This is a genomic window from Flavobacterium sp. CS20 (assembly GCF_018080005.1).
GTDB lineage: Bacteria > Bacteroidota > Bacteroidia > Flavobacteriales > Flavobacteriaceae > Psychroflexus.
Genome location: NZ_CP073015.1, coordinates 2385590 through 2405307, shown reverse-complemented (window position 1 = coordinate 2405307; position 19718 = coordinate 2385590). Strand labels below are relative to the sequence as shown.

Annotated in this window: 18 protein-coding genes and 1 pseudogene; 4 read left to right on the top strand and 15 right to left on the bottom strand. The window is 32.3% G+C overall.

Annotated features, from left to right (window positions below; translation table 11 throughout):
* Positions 1 to 38: 38 nt before the first annotated feature.
* From IGB25_RS11385 to IGB25_RS11335, 11 genes and pseudogenes are all read right to left on the bottom strand, one after another.
* Positions 39 to 611, bottom strand: coding sequence for an OmpH family outer membrane protein (locus IGB25_RS11385; protein WP_211065103.1), 573 nt, complete (start codon positions 609 to 611; stop codon positions 39 to 41).
* Positions 612 to 781: 170 nt separating this feature from the next.
* Positions 782 to 1615, bottom strand: a complete 834-nt coding sequence (locus tag IGB25_RS11380; RefSeq protein ID WP_211065102.1) for a class I SAM-dependent methyltransferase — start codon at positions 1613 to 1615, stop codon at positions 782 to 784.
* A gap of 22 nt (positions 1616 to 1637) precedes the next feature.
* Positions 1638 to 3507 (bottom strand): annotated as a pseudogene (gene mnmG, locus IGB25_RS11375) (tRNA uridine-5-carboxymethylaminomethyl(34) synthesis enzyme MnmG).
* Between the two features lie 4 nt (positions 3508 to 3511).
* A complete protein-coding gene (gene ybeY / locus IGB25_RS11370) occupies positions 3512 to 3949 on the bottom strand; it encodes an rRNA maturation RNase YbeY (RefSeq protein ID WP_211065101.1) in 438 nt (145 codons plus the stop codon).
* Positions 3927 to 7376, bottom strand: a complete 3450-nt coding sequence (locus tag IGB25_RS11365) for a DUF4175 family protein (RefSeq protein WP_211065100.1) — start codon at positions 7374 to 7376, stop codon at positions 3927 to 3929. The genes ybeY and IGB25_RS11365 overlap by 23 nt, the downstream gene beginning before the upstream one ends.
* A gap of 183 nt (positions 7377 to 7559) precedes the next feature.
* A complete protein-coding gene (locus IGB25_RS11360; RefSeq protein ID WP_211065099.1) occupies positions 7560 to 8144 on the bottom strand; it encodes a hypothetical protein in 585 nt (194 codons plus the stop codon).
* 244 nt (positions 8145 to 8388) lie between these two features.
* Complete coding sequence (locus IGB25_RS11355) at positions 8389 to 8841, bottom strand: GNAT family N-acetyltransferase (protein ID WP_211065098.1); 453 nt, start codon at positions 8839 to 8841, stop codon at positions 8389 to 8391.
* A 3-nt stretch (positions 8842 to 8844) separates the two neighbouring features.
* Positions 8845 to 9747, bottom strand: coding sequence for a cation diffusion facilitator family transporter (locus IGB25_RS11350; RefSeq protein ID WP_211065097.1), 903 nt, complete (start codon positions 9745 to 9747; stop codon positions 8845 to 8847).
* A gap of 8 nt (positions 9748 to 9755) precedes the next feature.
* On the bottom strand, positions 9756 to 10187 hold the full coding sequence (gene rpiB / locus IGB25_RS11345; RefSeq protein WP_211065096.1) for a ribose 5-phosphate isomerase B: 432 nt from the start codon (positions 10185 to 10187) through the stop codon (positions 9756 to 9758).
* 71 nt (positions 10188 to 10258) lie between these two features.
* Positions 10259 to 10690, bottom strand: coding sequence for a DUF4168 domain-containing protein (locus tag IGB25_RS11340; protein WP_211065095.1), 432 nt, complete (start codon positions 10688 to 10690; stop codon positions 10259 to 10261).
* Positions 10691 to 11436: 746 nt separating this feature from the next.
* Positions 11437 to 11679: a putative signal transducing protein gene (locus IGB25_RS11335; RefSeq protein WP_211065094.1), complete on the bottom strand. Its 243-nt coding sequence runs from the start codon at positions 11677 to 11679 to the stop codon at positions 11437 to 11439.
* Positions 11680 to 11888: 209 nt separating this feature from the next.
* On the opposite strand from IGB25_RS11335, the gene corA reads away from it, so the two are divergent.
* The 3 genes from corA to rnr all read left to right on the top strand — a co-directional run bounded on the left by corA (position 11889) and on the right by rnr (position 16591).
* The gene (gene corA, locus IGB25_RS11330) at positions 11889 to 12956 is read left to right on the top strand and encodes a magnesium/cobalt transporter CorA (protein WP_211065093.1); all 1068 of its coding nucleotides are present in this window, start codon (positions 11889 to 11891) and stop codon (positions 12954 to 12956) included.
* 47 nt (positions 12957 to 13003) lie between these two features.
* Entirely contained in the window at positions 13004 to 13879 is an 876-nt protein-coding gene (locus IGB25_RS11325; RefSeq protein WP_211065092.1) for a mechanosensitive ion channel family protein, read from the top strand.
* A 534-nt stretch (positions 13880 to 14413) separates the two neighbouring features.
* A complete protein-coding gene (gene rnr, locus IGB25_RS11320; RefSeq protein ID WP_211066906.1) occupies positions 14414 to 16591 on the top strand; it encodes a ribonuclease R in 2178 nt (725 codons plus the stop codon).
* A gap of 279 nt (positions 16592 to 16870) precedes the next feature.
* Here rnr and IGB25_RS11315 read toward each other — a convergent pair whose 3' ends face one another.
* Positions 16871 to 17065 carry a helix-turn-helix transcriptional regulator gene (locus IGB25_RS11315; protein WP_211065091.1) on the bottom strand — a complete coding sequence of 65 codons (195 nt, stop codon included), beginning with the start codon at positions 17063 to 17065 and terminating at the stop codon, positions 16871 to 16873.
* Positions 17062 to 17451 (bottom strand): hypothetical protein, encoded by a 390-nt coding sequence (locus IGB25_RS11310; protein WP_211065090.1) that lies wholly within the window; start codon positions 17449 to 17451, stop codon positions 17062 to 17064. Before IGB25_RS11310 ends, IGB25_RS11315 begins: the two co-directional genes overlap by 4 nt.
* Before the next feature lie 140 nt (positions 17452 to 17591).
* Here IGB25_RS11310 and IGB25_RS11305 point away from each other — a divergent pair, with 140 nt between their 5' ends.
* Positions 17592 to 18227 carry a lipocalin family protein gene (locus IGB25_RS11305; protein WP_211065089.1) on the top strand — a complete coding sequence of 212 codons (636 nt, stop codon included), beginning with the start codon at positions 17592 to 17594 and terminating at the stop codon, positions 18225 to 18227.
* Between the two features lie 36 nt (positions 18228 to 18263).
* On the opposite strand, the gene IGB25_RS11300 is transcribed toward IGB25_RS11305, so the two are convergent.
* Entirely contained in the window at positions 18264 to 18974 is a 711-nt protein-coding gene (locus IGB25_RS11300) for a YebC/PmpR family DNA-binding transcriptional regulator (RefSeq protein WP_211065088.1), read from the bottom strand.
* Between the two features lie 237 nt (positions 18975 to 19211).
* A complete protein-coding gene (locus tag IGB25_RS11295; RefSeq protein ID WP_211065087.1) occupies positions 19212 to 19685 on the bottom strand; it encodes a CBS domain-containing protein in 474 nt (157 codons plus the stop codon).
* Positions 19686 to 19718 lie beyond the last annotated feature (33 nt).

Below are 19718 nucleotides of genomic sequence, written 5' to 3'. Positions count from 1 at the left end.
AAACTCGGGCTTAATGATTATAAAGTGAATTTTAAACTTTACTGAACCGAATCATTTTTAGGTTCAGCTTCGGCAGATTCATCTGAACTTTCTTCTTTTACGCTATATTTTTCATTTAAAGCTTTAATTACTTTTTCTGTGATGTCTAAGTCTTCTTTGCCATATAAAATATTACCAGATTCGTTGGCACCATAGATATAAGTATAGCCATTTTTTTTGCCATAATCTTTGATAAAATCTTTTACCAAAGTCACTAATGAATCCATTTCAGCGTTTTTGCGTTGTTGAAATTGCTGATTATTCATTTGTTGTTGCTGACCTAAACGCTGTTGAATTTGCATAATTTTGTTATACAGTTTTTCTTCTTCCGTTTTAGACATTTGACCTTGTTTACTTTGGTATTCTTTTACCAAATCTTGATAACCGCTTTCGGCAACCATCGCATCGATTTTTGCTTTTAAAGCTTCTTCTTCTTGCGTGAATTGTTCTTCAGTTTGGGTAAGTTTGTCAAAACCTTCCATTATTTTGGTATTGTTTACGTAAGCGGTTTTGTTTTGTTGGCAACTATAAACGCCAACACTTAAAATGAATAGAATTGCTAATTTTTTCATATTTGATTTATTTTGGTACGAATGTAAATGCGAATGTAAATAAGAATAAAAGATTGACCTAAAATTTTTACTATAAATATTATTTATTAAATTAAAGTTTTAAATATTCATAAACTATTAAAATTAAATTTGTTTTAAAGCGATTAAAGCCACTTCTTAAAAAATATGTATCAAATGTCGTTTAGGTTTGATGATGGTTTAAAAACGTAAATAATGGATGAATACTCTTTGTTGAACCAAGCTTTTAAGTTTGATAAACTTGCAACCCAAAAAGCAGTTAATAAATTACTCTTAGGTTGATATTGTGTTGATAACATAGACACATAAAAGGCATCAAAAAACATTCCTCTATCTTTTATACAATTAAAATTATGCTTAGAAAAAATAGACGTCATTCCTAACTTAGAAAAATGCCACAAATGCCGAGGCACATCCCAAGCTACCCAATATTTATCGTAATATTGAGCATCATAGCTTTTGTGATTTGGTACAGCTATAAATAAAACGCCATTAGGTTTTAAAATTCTTCTGAGTTGTTTGACAGTTAATTCAAGATCAGGAATATGTTCAAGGCTATGCCATAATGTAATGACTTCAAAAGATTGGCCATCAAATTGCTCAAGATCATTTACTAAGTTGATTCCTTTTTTAGATAAATTTGACTGTAATTTTTTAGAAGGTTCAATGCTAAATTTTGTCCAAAGTGAATGATCAAAAGCATCCAAAAATTCTCCTGTTCCAGCACCAATATCCAAAATATTTCCTTGTTGATGATGTTTTAACACCATCTTTTTTTTCTTATCAATCATAAAAGATTTGACCTTTTGGTAAATTTTATCTTTAAATGATTTGGCTTGAGTTTGATGCGAAATATATTTGGGCGAATCGTAATATTTAGGTAAATCTTTTTCGGAAGGTTGCGGAAAAGTTTGAAGAATTCCCTTATGTTTTGAAGGTTTAACTTCAAAAGTTTCTTGACTTAAAAAATAATCTTTGATTTTCATACTAAAATGTTCCACGTGGAACTTATCGACCTAAATGCACTAATAACACTGAGATGTCGCTTGGGTTGACGCCACTAACTCTAGAAGCTTGAGAAATACTTTGAGGTTGTATTTGAGACAATTTTTCTCTGGCTTCATAAGACATCGATTTTAACTGAGAATAATCAAAATTTTGTGGTATTTTGATGTTTTCTAAACGATGTAGCTTATCGGCATTTAATTTTTCTTTTTCAATATAGCCTGCGTATTTGATCTGTATTTCGGTTTGTTCTTGCACGTCTTTATCAAGATTGTTTACTTTGATAAATGCATCAACTTTTTTGATTTGTTTTAAATCTGAAAGCGTAACATTTGGACGGGCAAAAATTTTAAACAATTTGCCTTGTTGGTCAACAGGATTTGAACCTTTTGATTCTAAAATCGGATTAATTTCAGAAGTTGTAACACTGGTGTCTTTAAAAAACTGAACAAACTTTTTGGTTTTTTCTATCTTTTTATCGACTTGTTTCATTCTTTCTTCCGAAGCTAAGCCAAGACGATAGGAACGCTCTGTCAATCTGATATCAGCATTATCTTGACGTAAAAGCGTTCTATATTCAGCACGGGAAGTGAACATTCTGTAGGGTTCTTCAGTGCCTTTAGTGATTAAATCATCTATTAAAACTCCGATATAAGCTTCGTCTCTTCTAAGGATAAACGGGTCTTGAGCTTTGACTTTAAGAGCCGCATTTATTCCAGCCATTAAACCTTGCGAGCCTGCTTCTTCATAACCCGTTGTGCCATTGATTTGACCAGCAAAATACAGTCCAGAAACTAATTTGGTTTCTAAAGAATGTTGTAGTTGAGTTGGTGGAAAATAATCGTATTCAATAGCATAACCCGGTCTGAAAAATTTGACGTTTTCAAAACCTTTGACTGATTTTAGAGCTTTGTATTGCACATCTTCAGGAAGAGAAGTTGAAAACCCATTCACGTAATATTCAATGGTTGTCCAACCTTCGGGCTCAATAAACATTTGATGACGATCTTTATCGGCAAAACGGTCTATTTTATCTTCTATACTTGGGCAATATCTTGGACCTATGCTTTGTATTCGTCCATTAAACATTGGTGAACGGTCAAAACCTTCTCTGAGTAAATCGTGAACTTCAGGAGAAGTATAGGTCATATAACAAGAACGCTGTTTGTTGATGGTTTTTACATTTTTAAGGAAAGAAAATTTACCAATATTGTCGTCTCCTGGTTGTTCAATCATTTTAGAAAAGTCTAAAGAACGACCATCAACTCTTGGTGGTGTTCCTGTTTTCATTCGACCAGCTTCAAAACCCAATTCTTCAAGCTCTGCTGTGATTCCAGTTGATGCTCGCTCACCTGCTCTACCGCCACCAAAATTTTTATCCCCAATATGAATTAAACCATTTAAAAATGTGCCATTGGTAAGCACAACAGTTTTAGACCTAATTTCAAGTCCTAAAGAGGTTTTAACGCCTTGAATTTTATTGTTATTAACGATTAATCCAGAAACCATTTCTTGATAAAAATCAAGATTTGGTGTAGCTTCAAGTAATTCTCTCCAACGCTGTGAAAACATCATACGGTCAGATTGCACTCTTGGGCTCCACATGGCTGGTCCTTTAGAACGGTTAAGCATTTTGAATTGTATGGCAGATTCATCAGAAACAATTCCAGAATAACCGCCTAATGCATCAATCTCACGTATAATTTGGCCTTTAGCAATACCGCCCATAGCTGGATTACAAGACATTTGAGCAATGTTTTGTAAATTCATCGTGATCAACAAAGTAGAACAACCCATATTGGCGAGAGACGCGTACTTCACTTCCAGCGTGTCCTGCTCCTACAACAATAACATCATATTCCGTATTAAACATTTCTTCAAGATTTTTTATGTTCCACGTGGAACATATTAAGTGCTTTTTCTTCTTCTGAACGCATTATCTGTTTTTGTTTCTCGTCTTTATCATTATAACCCATACAATGTAAAATACCGTGAACCATCACACGTTTGAGTTCGGTTTCAAAATCTACATTGTTTCGATTTGCATTTTCTTTTACTCTATCTATACTGATGGCGATATCTGCTGATATGGCATTTTGTATGGTATTATCAAAAGTGATGATATCTGTATAAAAATTATGATTTAAATGGGTATTATTGATTTTTAACAACTCATCATCAGTATAAAAGTTGTAGTTGATTTCAGTATATACAAAATCTTTTTTATAAATAAAATCTGAAAGCCAATTTTTAACCTCAATATCTAAAGCGAGATTGAATTTTTCTAAATGATTAAAGTTGATTTGTGCTTTCATCAAAATACTTTTTAATTAAGTTTTTGTATTTGTTTTGCAAAGGTAATTGTTGGCGATTTAATATTTCAAAACTTTCAAAATATTCTTTTGCTTTATCTAAAGGCTGTGAATTGACATTATTTTTATACTCCTTATAATTGGTAGTAGCTTGGCGTCTGTTGTCTTGACCTTGTTGTTGAGCCGCCTTTTCTAATTTTAATAATTGATGTTTGATATTTTGCATTTGTTTTAACACATCAGATGAAAAACCTTGCATCAACATATCTTCTTCCAATTGGTCAAGACTGCGTTCAAGGTTTTGAGATTCAGATTCTAAACCCAGTTCTTTAATTTTGTCTTCAAGTTGATTTCTTAAGTCTTGTTGTTGTTTATAGATTTCAAATATCTCAGCACTCATTTCTTCAGATAAACCATGTTGTTGACCGTTTTCTCCTTTGCCTTGTTGGTTTGAATTTCCACTTTTTCCCTCATTAGCATTTTGGTCTTGTTGACCTGAATGCTGACCACCTTGCTGTTGTCCGCCTTGCTGTTGACCTTGATTTCCATTTTGACCAGGTTTATGACCAAGTTTTTGACCTTGACCTTTTTGACTCATTTGCTTTTGCAATTCTTCGTGGGATTGAATAATATCAGACAACTGAAAACCTTGCCCTTGCGATTCGCCTTGTTTTCCTTTTCCTGATTGGTCTTGACCTGAGCCTTGCATCTGCATTTGCATTTGATCTAAAGATAAATCAAGCATATTAGCTAATTCATTAGCGTTAACCATAACGTATTGTTGGCTTGTTGTGCCAAGACGCATCTCTGTTTCGGCTAATCGTTCTATAGATTTTTCTATATCAAACTGAATATCAGTAAGTTTTGACGTAATACTTTCTGAAATTATCGGGTTTCTTAAAGCGAGAGCAAACAAACTATCATCTATATGTTCAAAATTTTCTCGAAGCTGACCTTGACGTCGTAATTTTTTGGCAAAACTTGGATTGGTAGCATTGATAGCTTTAAAGTCATCCATCAAGGCTTCTTGTTCTTTAGAAAACGTGATTAGATTATCTAAAATCTGCTTGAGCATTTCAGCGTCTTCACTTTGTTGTTGAGCAGACATACTCATCATAGATTGCGACATTTGTTGAGCCATTTGTTGCATCTGTTCGCTGGCTTTTTTCTGCTGTTGATTGGCTTTTTGTTGCTGTTGTTGTTTTTGACTTTGAGAGCTTTCCTCAGATTCGCTTTTCTCTAAATTGTCTTGAGCTTCTTTTTGAGCTTGTTCCACCTGTTTTTCAGCTAATTCATCTCGCTCAATGGACATCGGTGTTTTCAACTTTTCATTTTCTTTGTCAAGTTCGTCAAGTTGTTTTTGTAGATCATCAAATTCTTTGTTGAGTTGCTCTTGCTTTTCACTTTCCTTGTCGCTTTCTTGCTTTGAAAGTTCTTCTTGTTTTTCAGCCAATTTATTTAAGTCTTCGGCGAGTTTTTGAGTTTTTTGCTCTACGTAATATCGTTTGGTTAGTTCTAATAATTGTTCTAAACTTCTCTCCTGCTTTTTAGATGATTTTGAAAATTTATCGAGTTTTTCTTTAAGCTGTTCGTTGTCTAATTTATTTTGGTATTTTTCTAATTCTTTCAACAAATCTTCATTTTGTTGAAGCATTTTTTCGTTGTTTTTAATCCGCTCTTGAAGTGCCTTTTTTTCTTCATTGTTTTGTTCGGGTTGAAATTCGGAAAGCGATTTTTCTAAAGATTTCATATACTCTTTCATCATTTGGCGTTGTCGCTTTTGGCGTTCAATGAAGTTTGAAATCTTCTGTTTATCTGAATAGTTGAACTTTTGTTTTTCTTTTTGTAATTGTTCAATAGCCTTGAGGTCTTTCTTTTGTTTCTTTAAATTTTCTAAACCAGAATCTAAGCTATCTAAACTTCGATTTTGTTGGTTCAGCAAAGCATCATCAACTTCTGATTGGGTTTTTTGGCGATAGCCAAACACCTGAGATTGACTTGATTTTGAACCGTTAACCGCATCATTATCAAAAACTTGAAAGTAATATTGATACGATGTTCCTTCTTTTAAATCAAGGTTTTCATTTGGAAATACATAGAAAAATTGTTCGTAAGTTAAAGGTTTTATAGGAATGTCAACTTTAAACGTCTCCTTAGGATTATCAGATTCGTAATATACTAATTGACTGCGTTTTAAGCCATAATCATCTGTCAAATTAACTTGGTAATAAAAGGTTTTTTGGCTGATAGAATCCGCTTTTTGTTGAACACTAATTTTAGGAAATTGATCTTTGATGACCTTGATTTTATAGGAAAGCGTTTCGTAATCTTTAAGGTTTTGATTTGAAGTTGAAATGCTGTAATCTAAGTTTTTAGTGATTTTTTTATTGAATAGAAAAAGATTGTTTTGATTTTGAAATGTATCAATTTGAGATTCGCTTAAAAACTTAACGTGGTTTGTAGTTTGTGTTTTTAATTGCCATTCTATTTTAGTGCCTTCGGGAATATTGATACTGCCTTGACCTTGAATGATTTTGTTTTGGTTTTGTGTATAGTTTGGATAATCTAAAAGCATTTTAAAGTCTAAAATTTTAGGCACTTTAATAACCTCAATTTGGTAGTTTTTGGACTTAATACCGTTGGCTGAAAAGTTAAAATTTAGATCATCATTAATTTGATTGAATTGATATTCAAATTGTCCATCGCCAATGGGTTTTAAGAAATAAGATTGGTTATTAATATTGATTTTAGCTTGATTGGGCAAAACTTCTCCTGCGGTTGTAACTTTAAGCTTTAAGCTTTCGCCTTCTTCTACTTTTAGACTTGAGTTATTGAGTTGAAAATAAAACGGTGCTGGCGGTTCGTAATAGGTTTGGTAATTCACGACACGTTTATAAGAATCAGTAAAAAAATCGATTTTCCCAAAAGCAATCACAATGATGATAATGCTTATAGGAATAATGGCGAATTTCAAATACTTGAGATTTGAAGTGAGGTCGATTGCCAATTGAAAAGGAACAGGTTTTAAGTCTTTAGCTTTTTGCTCTATACCAGCAATAACCAACTCATCATGTGCACCTTGAGCTTTAAGTTGAAGCAAGTTGGTCAGCTTATCACTCACTTCAGGAAAATGTTTGCCGATTTGATTAGAAGCGTCGCTATAGTCAATGCCTTTAAACCAACGCATCAGTTTGGCGATAGACCAAAAAATAAATTTAGCAAACAATACCGATGAAAACAAAACAAAACTCCAAAATAAAATCGCTCGCCCCGTTGAACTTAGCCATAATACATATTCCAGTGCGGTTGTGATGATAAAGTAGAGCAAGGTTGCAGAAAAGAACAATATCAGACCTTTTATCAATTCATTGATATAATACTTGCGTATATATTGATTGATTTTTTGTTCTATGGTTTTATAATTCTGCATTGCTATCGTTTCTTGAAACTCAAATGTAAGATTTATTTGGTAAGCTTGAAAAAGGTGTTGCTAAAGTTTAACCTTTTTAAGGGTTTCTTCTGCTTAGGGTTTTTAGGGTTTTAATATAGGGGTTCACTAATACGCTGTGATGATAGTGAACCCCTATATAGTTAGGAGCGATGAATGAAAACCCTAAGCAGAAGAAACCCTAACATACTCAAGTGCTAATTCTTTATTGATTAAACTTCCGTTTCTATTTTCATAATAATCTTTAGCTGAAGAATAATCCCAATCAGTTGTGGTTATGACTAAGCCCGCTTTATAAGGATTGTTATGAATATAATCAAAGCATATTTGTGGATATTGAGATTTTGGATGTTTGATATTTAAACTTTTTCCATAAATCGTATTCACTGAGTTTGGTGTTAATCCTTTGTGACAAGTAATACAAATGGCTTTGGTTTCTTGTCTGAATAAAGAACCCGAAGTGTTTTCTTGTTTATTAATAGCTCTGGTATATGACCTTAGTAAAATGCCAATAGAATCATTAAACGATCTTGACTTTTGTTGTGAATTTAGTAATTCAAGATGTTTAACATAAACCATTAAATGAAAGTGATTAGGCATCAAACACCAAGCTAAGACATCTGCATAGGGTTTAACGTAAATTTTAAGTTTTTTGACAAAGTAATAATAATTTTGTCTTGAAAAGAAAATGCGACGCCTATTATTACCTTGATTGTAAATGTGATATAAATGCCCTTTTTCAAATTGCATATTGAGTTAAAATGCTTGATTTACAGGGCTAAGATAATATTTTTTTACAATTAAGACTCCTATCAGCAACAATTAAGACTTCACTATCACTGCCTGTTAATTAAGACAACGCTGTGGATAATTAAGACTTCACTATAAACAGTGTGGTGATAGTGAAGTCTTAATTAGGTGGGCGGTGTGAGTGATAGTGAAGTCTTAATAGGGTGAAGTCTTAATTAGGTGGGCGGTGAGTGATAGTGAAGTCTTAATTAAGGGTTGCGTGGCGATACATCGCCACATGGGGAATACCATCTTCAAGATAGCCATCGCCTTGTTGTTGAAATCCGTGTTGTTGATAGAATGATTTCAAATGTTCTTGGGCTGAAAGTTTTATGGTTTGAGGCTTGAATTGTGTTGAAATAAAATCTATGCAAAAGGTCATTAATTTATAGCCTAAAGCTTGTCCACGATGTGTTTCTTTAACAATAATTCGCCCTATACTTAACTCTTCAAAATAGGTTTTAGGTGGTAAAATTCTCGCATAGGCGACTAAAGCTTTCTCATCATAAGCTAAAACATGAGTAGCTATTTGATCGTAACCGTCAATATCTTGATAGACACAATCTTGTTCAACAACAAAAACTTCTGAACGCAGTTGTAAAATGTCATAAAGCTGTTGTTTTTTTAATTCTGAAAAGCTGGAAGTTTGAAATATCATAACTTAATCTTGGACAATAATGTCTTTTGGGTCGGGTTTATTATATTCAGGTTGAATAGTCACGTGATTGATATTGTATTTGGAATTGAGTAAATCTTCTATTTCAATTAAAATATGATCAAATTCAGAGATTTTTAAATTGTTTTCAAAATCTAAATGAGCTTCGAGATGAACTTCATCTTCATTGAGTTGCCATACGTGAACGTGATGAAGTAAAGCCACGCCTTGAATCTTATTGACGTGCTCAACAATTTCTTCAACATCAGTTTCTTTTGGAGTAAACAACATCAAGACCCTATAAGATTTTACGAGTAAATCTATACTCACGACAATAAGATAAATGGCAATTGCTAAGGTAAGTAAACTGTCAATCCAAAAAAATTCATAATATTTCATTAGCAAACCGCCTATCAAAACAGCAACTGAGGCCAACATATCGGTCAACAAATGCAGATATGCCGAACGCATATTCATATTTTTACCGCTTTCTTTTTTAAGCAATAACACACTAAAGCCATTGCCTAGTATAGCAACTAAGGATAAGATAATAACTAAATCAGATTCGATCTCTTGTGGTGAAAAAAAACGCTCAATTGCTTCTATAATTAATATAATAGCTATTACCACTAAAGTAGCGGCATTAACAAATGCCGCTAAAATTTCGGCACGTTTATATCCAAAAGTGCGTTGTGTAGAAGCGTCTTTTGACGCAAATACAGAAGCAATATAGCTGATGATTAAGGAAACAACATCAGTAAAGTTGTGTAAAGCATCAGAAAGTAAGGCTAAACTACCACTAATTAAACCACCAATGACTTGTGCCACGGTAATCCCAATATTGAGAAAGATGGTAATCAGAATTTTTCTGGAATGCGAATTTTTAATATGATTGTGAAAATGATCCAAATTCTAATTTATAAACAAGCTATTTTTTCAACTCGTCTTTGGTGACGACCGCCATCAAATGGAGTATCGAGAAAAATATCTACAAATTTGATGGCTTGTTGAAGTGACACAAATCTTGCAGGAATGCTTAATATATTTGCATTATTATGCTGTCTAGCTAAGGCTACAATTTCATTATTCCAACATAAAGCGGAACGCACACCTTGATGTTTGTTGGCCGTCATGTTAGCACCGTTGCCACTGCCACAAATAACAATGCCAAATTGAGCTTTTTGGTTTTCAACATCTTCAGCAACAGGATGTACAAAATCTGGATAATCTACAGCATCTTCTTGATCTGTGCCGTGATTGATAATTTGATGACCATTTTCTTCTAAATGCTTAATAATGGCTTGTTTATACTCGGTTCCAGCGTGGTCATTACCAATTGAGATTTGCATAATATAATTTTAAACAAAATTACATAAACTCTGCAAATCTCTTATTGATAATTAGAAAATATATAAAGGAATTAACCTTGCATTAAAGAAGTAAGGCGTTGTTGTAGTTCTTTATTATTTTGAAGTAAAGCTGAAATCTTTTGAAAACGCTCAAGTGTTAAACCCGCGTCTTGAATTTTAGTCTCTAATTGCTTCTGAACTTCTGTTTGAATAGCTTCAACTGATTGCATAGCTAATTTATATTTTTTAAGCTCATCATCTGTAGCTTCAACTTTTTTGTTTGGATTTTGCTCCGCTTGGTTGATGAGATTAAAACGTTCTACGGTTAAATCTTCATCTTGAACAGCTTTTATCATTTTCTGTTGTGAAGATTGGTTCAACATTCTCACTTGCTGAAATGCATCTGCAAATTGTTTCAGTTCTTGGTCTGAAATGTCTTGATTTTGTGCAACGAACACTGTTGTGGTAAAGCACAAAATTAAACTTGTGATTGTTTTTAACATGAATCTATTTTTTAAAATTAATTTTCAAATAAAAGAAAAGTTGAAAAGAACTCACAAACTCAATTAGGTTTTAACAAAGACTTATAAGTTTAGATTTATAGAAATGATTTATTTAGTAAAAAAAGTGCAATCAAAGAGTAATATTTTTAATGATATTGACCTAAAATACTGTTTCTCTTAATGTTAACCTAAAGTTAAGGCATTGTTAATTAAATTTTGTAAATATTTGATTTTCAGTATTTAAGTAATTAACAATTCTGTTGATATGTTTTAAGCAGAAAATGAAAAATAGATTTGTTTTTTAGGAAAAAATATTCAGATAGATAAACCAATTTAGTAAGCAAATTTTTTATTCATTTTTTAAAACAAATTTATCAGCACAAAAAACAACTTTATAAACATAAAATTTAGGAGATGAAAATTCCTTTTTATTAAAAACTGAAGTTATAAACAGATGTTGATAAAATTGAATACAAATTGAAATTCAAAACTTTAAAATTCAAAAAGATGTTGATAACCATAAATGAAATTTTAAGAACTTAAAAATCAACTTTTACTTCAAAAAGTTATAACGCTTATTAACACACCATAATAAGCATCATTTTGTTTTAAAATTTTTAAATAAAATAAATGATATGGTATATAGTGTTGATAACTTCATTGTCATTATTTTTAAATTTTCTATTGAAAAAAATAACCACAATATGAAATTTAATATTATCGAAAGTCAGACAGTTGAACGATTGTCAAACCAACTTCAAAGGCGAATCTGAGGCTTTAAAATCTTTTAAAATTTGCTTGGCTTCAACTTCGTCAGCTTGATGAACCATCAGTAAAATTCCATTGTTACCAATTGCATTCATAGGCATAATACTGGCAAATTGTTCATTTTTAAAAAAATACCGAATGTCAGCTTTGTCTAATAAAAGCTTTAGAATTACATATTCAAAAGTGTAAGAAAAACGTGCTATTGTGGTATAGGTTTGCAAAATATTTTATTTAAATATTACTTTTTAGTGTTATTTGTAAAAATACTATAAAATAGATGATTAAATTTAAGCTAATTTCACTTTTACAACGCAATAGCTTCATCTAAATTATGATTTAAAAATAACCATTACTGATGTTTATCAAAAAATAAATACTAATTTTAACTAAAACTATTTTTATTGAGCAGTTAGTTGAAATTTATAAAACAATGAACAGAATTTTAAAAAAGAGAAATAAAAGCGAAATTGGTCTATCACCTGATGCACTCATATTTAGGGGTCAAAAAAAACAAGAAGATGTTTTGCTTAGGCTTATTGATTTTGATCCTGAAAATTTAATAGAAAACAATCTGAAATCGGTTAAGGAAATCTCTGAATTTCAAAAACAAGACACCATCACTTGGCTAAACATTGATGGCTTGCACAATACTTCAATAATGCAAGAAATTTCAACATCATTCAACTTTGATACCTTAGTGATGGCAGAAGTTTTAAATACAGATGCCAGACCGAGAATTGTTGAATATGATAACTGCACCTTGATAACAATCAAGATGTTAAGACTGAATGAGACCAGCAATAGAATTATTGTAGAAAACTTGAGTTTGATTCTCACCAAAACCGTTTTAATTTCATTTCAAGAGCAAAAAGGCGATGTGTTTGAACCTGTAAGAGAACGGATAAGAAAGCAAAAAAAACGAATTCGCAATGGTGGCATCGATTATTTAACCTATGCTTTATTAGATATTGTTATTGATAATTACCTATATGTAATTGGTATTTTAGGCGAAAAAATTGAAACCTTAGAAGAAAATCTTTTAATCGACCCTAATCAAGATGTTGTTAACGAAATCAACAATTATAAAAGAGAATTAAATTTTTTAAGAAAAAGCATCAAACCTGCTAAAGAAATGATTTTTTCATTAGCTAAAACCGATTCTGACTTTATCTCAGAAAGCACTTATGTTCATTTTAAAGAACTTGAAGATAATATTAGTCAAGCCAACGATGCTTCGGACAATTACCGAGAAATTCTGTCAGACCAGCTAAACATCTATCACACCACAATCAGCAGTAAACTGAATGATATCATAAAATTTCTCACGGTGTTTTCAGTCATTTTTATTCCTTTAACCTTTATAGCAGGTATATACGGCACTAACTTTGAAAATATCCCTGAGCTTTCATATAAATATAGCTATTTTATAATGTGGTTCATAATGATAGTTATTGTCATAGGTATGCTTTTATTTTTTAAAAAGAAAAAATGGCTTTAAATTAAGCAACATCAATTTTTATAAACACATTTTAAATCCATCGATTAATGAACATAGATTTTCAAGACATATTTAGTGATTTTTTCTATAAAATAAGCCTTCTATTACCAAATATAATAAGTGCAATAGTGGTTTTAATTATAGCAATTATAGCAGGAAAAGTCGTTTTTAAAATAATTGAGAAAGCCACAAATAAAAAATGGAAGGACAGTATAATTTCAAGTTTTTTAGCACAAATAATAAAATGGACATTCTATCTTTTTGGGGTCGTAATAGCTTTAAATTTTTTAGGTTTTACAGGCATAGCAAACACATTATTTGCTGGAGCAGGCGTGAGTGCTATCGTGATAGGTTTTGCTTTTAAAGATATTGGAGAAAATTTTTTGTCAGGAATTATTTTAGCTTTAAAAAGACCTTTTGAAATTGGTGATATCATCGAAATTCAAGGTGACAAAGGCACGGTAAAAGCCCTTGATTTAAGACTCACACATATCAGAAATCCAGAAGGAAAAGACATTTACATTCCCAATTCAACAATCATAAAAAACACACTTACCAATTACACAAAAGATGGGTTGTTAAGAATTAATTTTATGATAGGTATTGCACCAGAATGCGATATTGAAAAAACGAGAAAACTCATTTTAGATTACCTAAAAACAAATAAAAATATTTTAAAAAATCCAGAGCATAATGTAGTTGTTCAAGAATTAGGAGAATACACAACAGATATTCAAGTTTTCTTTTGGATAAATATTCTCTCAGTTAAAAATTTACCCGATGAATATTTAGGTCATAGCATCAGGAGTAAAGTGATAACAGACATCAAAACTATTTTAGATAAAAACAACATAGAAATGCCTTCTCAGGTTATTGAACATAAAATGTATAGACAGAATAAAATTCTAATTGAAGATAATTAACGTAAGTTCGATTTATTGAAATCTGTAAATCAGATGATTACATATTTTGTAAGCAAATTTTGTCATTTCGAACGAAGAATAAGGAGAAATCTCACCCTACTGAGATGTCTCGTCGCTCATGCTTCGCTCTATCGACATGACAAATGATTAAATATCTGTATTTTATATGAATTTATATCGAACTCACGTTAATTAAATTGAGCGATATGAACCAAGCACTCTAACTTATACACAACAGAAAACTAAAGCGACTGCTCAATCAAAATCTCTAAGTAAATCCAAGTCGCAATTACCCCAACAATAAAAATTGAGACAAACCACAAGATTATTTTTAGAGATTTAGACATAAAATAGAAGTTATTTAGATTACAAATTTAACATTTATTTAAGTGTTTGACAAATATTTTGAGTGTTCAAAGTTTACCAAATCGTTAAGAAAATAAAACAACATTTGTAGCTCTTAACAAATTATTACACACATATTTATAATTTCTTAGTTTATAAAACGTAAATTTGACCGATTTTAATATTTTTATGCAAAAACAAAAACACCACAAAAGCAATAAACCTTCGGAAAAATTCTCTCAAAAAATCCTTAATATCCTTAGAAAACAACCTACTAAAGGATTTAAATTTCCACAAATTGCTGAAAAACTCAACGCCAAAGACACCAAAACCCGAAATAGAATTATCAGGACTTTAGGTGAATTGACGGCAAAGAAAAAATTAGTGCAAACCCAATCTGGTCAATTTCAATTTAACGATACTTCAAATGTTTTTGAAGGTGTTGTCGATATGACCAATCGTGGTGATGCCTACATAAAAGTTGAAGATTTAGAAACTGATATTTACGTACCAGCCAAAAAACTCAACACCGCTTTTCACAAAGACATAGTAGAAGTTTATGTCGCCAACCTTAAGCCACACGGTAGAAAATCTGAAGGTGAAATCACTAAAATTATTGAACGCTTCAAAACCAAATTTGTCGGTAAAATAGAAATCAACGAACGTTTTGCATTTGTCATTGTGCAAGACCCTAAAATGTACACAGACTTTTTCATCGACAAATCAGATTACAACAACGCAAAAGATGGCGAATTAGTTGTTGTAGAAATGACCAAATGGCAAGACAACAAAGATTCCCCAAACGGAAAAGTGCTTGAAGTTCTCGGCACGCCAGGCGACCACAACACTGAAATGCACGCTATTCTGGCACAATATGATTTGCCAGAAGCATTTCCGAAAGAAGTTGAAAATTTTGCCAATCAACTCGATACTAACATTACACCAAAAGACATAAAATCGCGTCGAGATATGCGAGAGGTTTTAACCTTTACCATAGATCCCGCCACTGCCAAAGATTTTGACGATGCGTTGAGTTTTAGAACCTTAAAAAACGGCAATTACGAAGTTGGTATTCACATTGCTGATGTGTCGCATTATCTACAACCTGATACCATTCTTGATGAAGAAGCTTACAACCGTGCAACTTCCATTTATTTGGTTGACCGCGTTGTGCCGATGTTACCTGAAATATTATCAAACGATGCTTGTTCATTAAGACCAAATGAAGACAAATTAACCTTTTCAGCCGTTTTTGAATTAGGCAATAACGGACAAGTTATTCAACAATGGTTTGGAAGAACAGTCACGCATTCCGACCAAAGATTAGCCTACGAAGAAGCCCAATATATTTTAGATACCCAAGATACTACAGTTGATCAATCCGTGTCTTTGACTGGAAAATCCTATGAAGTTTCAGAAGACATAAAAGAAGCCATCCTAAAACTAAACACCTTAGCTGAACAAATGCGGAATCAGCGCTTTCAAAAAGGGGCAATTTCTTTTGATAAAGTAGAAGTTAATTTCAACCTAAGCGACGATAATGAACCAGAAAGCGTTTATTTTAAAACCTCAAAAGAAGCCAACAAACTCATAGAAGAGTTTATGCTTTTAGCCAACAAAAAAGTATCTGAATTTATAGGAAAACAGAAACCACCAAAAACCTTTGTTTACCGCTGTCACGCTGAACCAAGCGAAGATAGACTTGAAGCTTTGGATAAAATCATCAGCCAGTTTGGGTATAAATTAAATTATAAAAACCCAAAATCGTTGAGTCAGTCTATCAATAAACTCTTGAAAGATGTAGAAGGCAAAAACGAACAAAATTTGGTAGATACCTTGGCTATTCGAAGTATGAGTAAGGCATATTATTCTACGCAAAACATTGGTCATTACGGTTTGGCGTTTCCTTATTATTCTCACTTTACTTCGCCTATTCGCCGTTATCCTGACGTGATGGCACATCGTTTACTGCAACATTACCTCGATGGCAAATCCAGCCAAAGCGAAGCCCTTTACGAAGACAAATGTAAGCACTGCAGTGCGATGGAAAATTTATCGACCAACGCTGAGCGTGACTCTATCAAGTTTATGCAAGTCAAATTTATGCAAAAACACGAAGGCGAAATTTTTACAGGCGTGATTTCTGGCGTTACAGACTTCGGTATTTTTGTCGAACTTATCGAGAATAAATGTGAAGGCATGATTCGCCTTAAAGACTTACCAGGCGATTACTACACCTTTGACCCCGAAACCTACGAAGTTGTAGGTAAAAAAACAGGTCAAAGCTACCGCCTTGGTGATGAAATAGACGTGAAAGTCAAAAAAGCCGATTTAATAAAACGGAATTTAGATTTTGAGATGGTTTAGATTTTTTATAGGCTTCGAGCCGGGCTATCCACTATATTTTTTTGGGGTTTGCCAAGTCTCAGTAAAGGTTTTGAGTATGCCACTTATTGGCAGCATACTCAATACCAAACTTCGCTAAGACAAACCTCAAAAAAGATTCCGTTGTGCCTGTCCCGACAAATATCTTTTACAAATTAGTGCATTCGTGAATCCCTAAGCCACCACGACCATTACCTTGTTTTAAATTTTATTCATAAATTAGTGCATTCGTGGCATTATTTTCTAATTGAATTAGACAAATCACTCTTCATAAATAAACATCTCCTCAATATCCTGTTTAAATAAGCGACTCAATTTCATTGCTAAAACTAAACTCGGATCAAATTTGCCTTTTTCAATAGCGTTAATGGTTTGTCGAGAAACTTCTACAGCTTTGGCTAAATCCTGTTGTGTCATATCGTGTTCTGCGCGTAGAACTTTTAGCTTATTTTTCATAAGTATCTACTTCTATTAATGAGTAAAGCGATCATATAGGTTATTCCAATAAAACCCACCAAAAAACCAATTTCTGCATCAAAGGTTATTAGGTTAGTTTGATCTAATAAAGAAAAACTTAAACCGACAATTACCGCTAAACCTAATGTAATTGCCAAGGCTTCAATATGAATTTTTCGTTGCAGTTCATCCATCTTATTAAAGTAATTTCGATTGGCAATAATCATCATTACTCCGTTAGATAAATTAACAGCAATAGCTAAAGTGGTCAACAATTGATGATTATCCCAAATAAATTTTGGTCCAAAAGTAGCAATCGCTAATGTAGCGACCCAACTCCACGTCCAAAGGGCTAATTTAATGGTTTGTTGTTTTTGTGTTGTCATAATAAAAGTAATTAAAGTTATACATTATGTAAATAAAACTTTACAAATATATAATAAAATTATAATGTAAAGCAAACTTTACATAAAAATAATTTTTTGGTAGAGTTTCTTTTTTATTAACTTGCTAAAAATTTTAAGATATGTCAAATACAATAAAGATTTGTGGATTATTAATATTATTCGTTTTCAGCTTTACAGCTTGTGACGATGAACCGCTTCCAGAAGATTTTGAATTAAACGAAAATATCCCTTTAGAAGGAGTTAATGTTGAAGAAAATGAATTGACTGGAGAATGGATGATGACAAGCCACAACTTTTCAGTATCTCAAACTGGTAATGTAACCTTTGATGGTCAAACTATACCTTTTAACCAGACAACTGAGGGAAATTATGTTGAGGGTGACTTAACTATTGTTTTTGAAGAAAATGGTGATTATATAACTTCTGGTACTGCGACTTATAACTTAACTGTGACTCAAGAAGGACTTCCACCACAAACAGAGGAAATTCAAGATAGCTTTGTACCAGAATCTGGTACGTGGTCAATCAGTAATGGTGTATTAACATTAACTAACAGTAATGGGGAAACACAATCTACTATCACGTCTTTTAATTCTCAACAAATGACAATGAGTCAAAACGAAACTTTACCTGGTTTTGATGAATTATTAGATTTAGACTTTAGTAGTATACCAGGCTTTGAAGATTTTCCTGATTTCAATTTCGATGTTGAAAATTCTGTTGATAGTGAAATGATTTTTACTAAAGTAGAATGATTAACATTTGTAAATTGATTTGATTGTAATAAAAATTTACTCTTCCATCGTATGATATACATTTTGCACATCATCGTCTTCCTCTATTTTTTCTAAAAGCTTTTCAACATCTTCAACTTGTTCAGGAGAGAGTGATTTTGTGACTTGTGGAATACGCTCAAACCCTGAGGATAAAATTTCTATATTTCTGGATTCAAGTTCGGATTGTATGGCTCCAAAACTTTCAAAAGGGGCGTAAATTAAAATACCGTCTTCATCTTCAAAGACTTCTTCTGCACCAAAATCTATCATTTCTAATTCGAGTTCTTCTACGTCAACTCCATCAGCATTGACTCTAAAATTGCAAGTATGGTCAAACATAAAAGACACAGAACCAGCAGTGCCTAAATTACCATCGCATTTATTAAAATAACTACGGATATTGGCTCTTGTTCTCGTGTTGTTATCGGTAGCGGTTTCTATCAGAACAGCAATGCCGTGCGGAGCATAACCTTCAAAAAGCACTTCTTTGTAATCACCTTGATTTTTGTCTGAAGCCCGTTTAATAGCCCGTTCAATATTATCTTTAGGCATATTGACCGACTTGGCATTTTGGATAACAGCTCGTAGTTTGGCGTTGGTGTCTGGATCTGGACCGCCTTCTTTTACAGCCATTACAATGTCTTTGCCTATACGTGTAAAGGCTTTGCTCATCGTCGCCCAACGCTTCATTTTTCTAGCTTTTCTAAACTCAAAAGCTCTTCCCATATGTTAAAAATTTTTGAGAGAATAATTCTTAGGCAAATATAATTCTAAATATTGTTTTTAACTCAAATTATTCACAAACCATAGCAAAACTGTGTTTTCGTCGGCTATTATGGAAGATTATGCTCTAATGTATAATTTGGGTTTAATATCAACTTGTTAGAAAAAGACTAAGAAGGTTAGATAAAATAGAATGATAAATTTCTCAATTAGTATAATCTGTTTTATGCCAAAGTAAAATTAAACCCCATATTTCCAACTACTGCCCTTGAGATAAAGAGCAGTTCTTAAAATATCTTTTTGACTGACAATGCCTATAATTTTATTGTTTTCAACCACAGGAAAACGTCGTCTTTTGGAAACTAAAAACTGATTTGCAAGATCAAATAAATTGATATCTGGCGACATAGTATCAACTTGTGTTGACATATATTTTTCTATGCTTGTATCTTCCATGGGCATATTGTAATAACGACTTTCAGAAATTTGCTTGATACAATCGCCTTCAGAAATTATGCCTATAACATGTCTATATTCATCCACAACAGGACCGCCAGAAATACGGTGTTTTATCAATTTTTCTACAACCTCTATCACGTTTTGATCCTTGGTGAAAAGAATCATGTTTTTTGACATACAATCTCTTACCGTTATCTTTTCTGCTTTGGCGTTGACTTCACCAATGTGATTACCTTGAAAACTCTTAATGCCCATAATACTTTAATTTGACAATAAATAAACAAAATA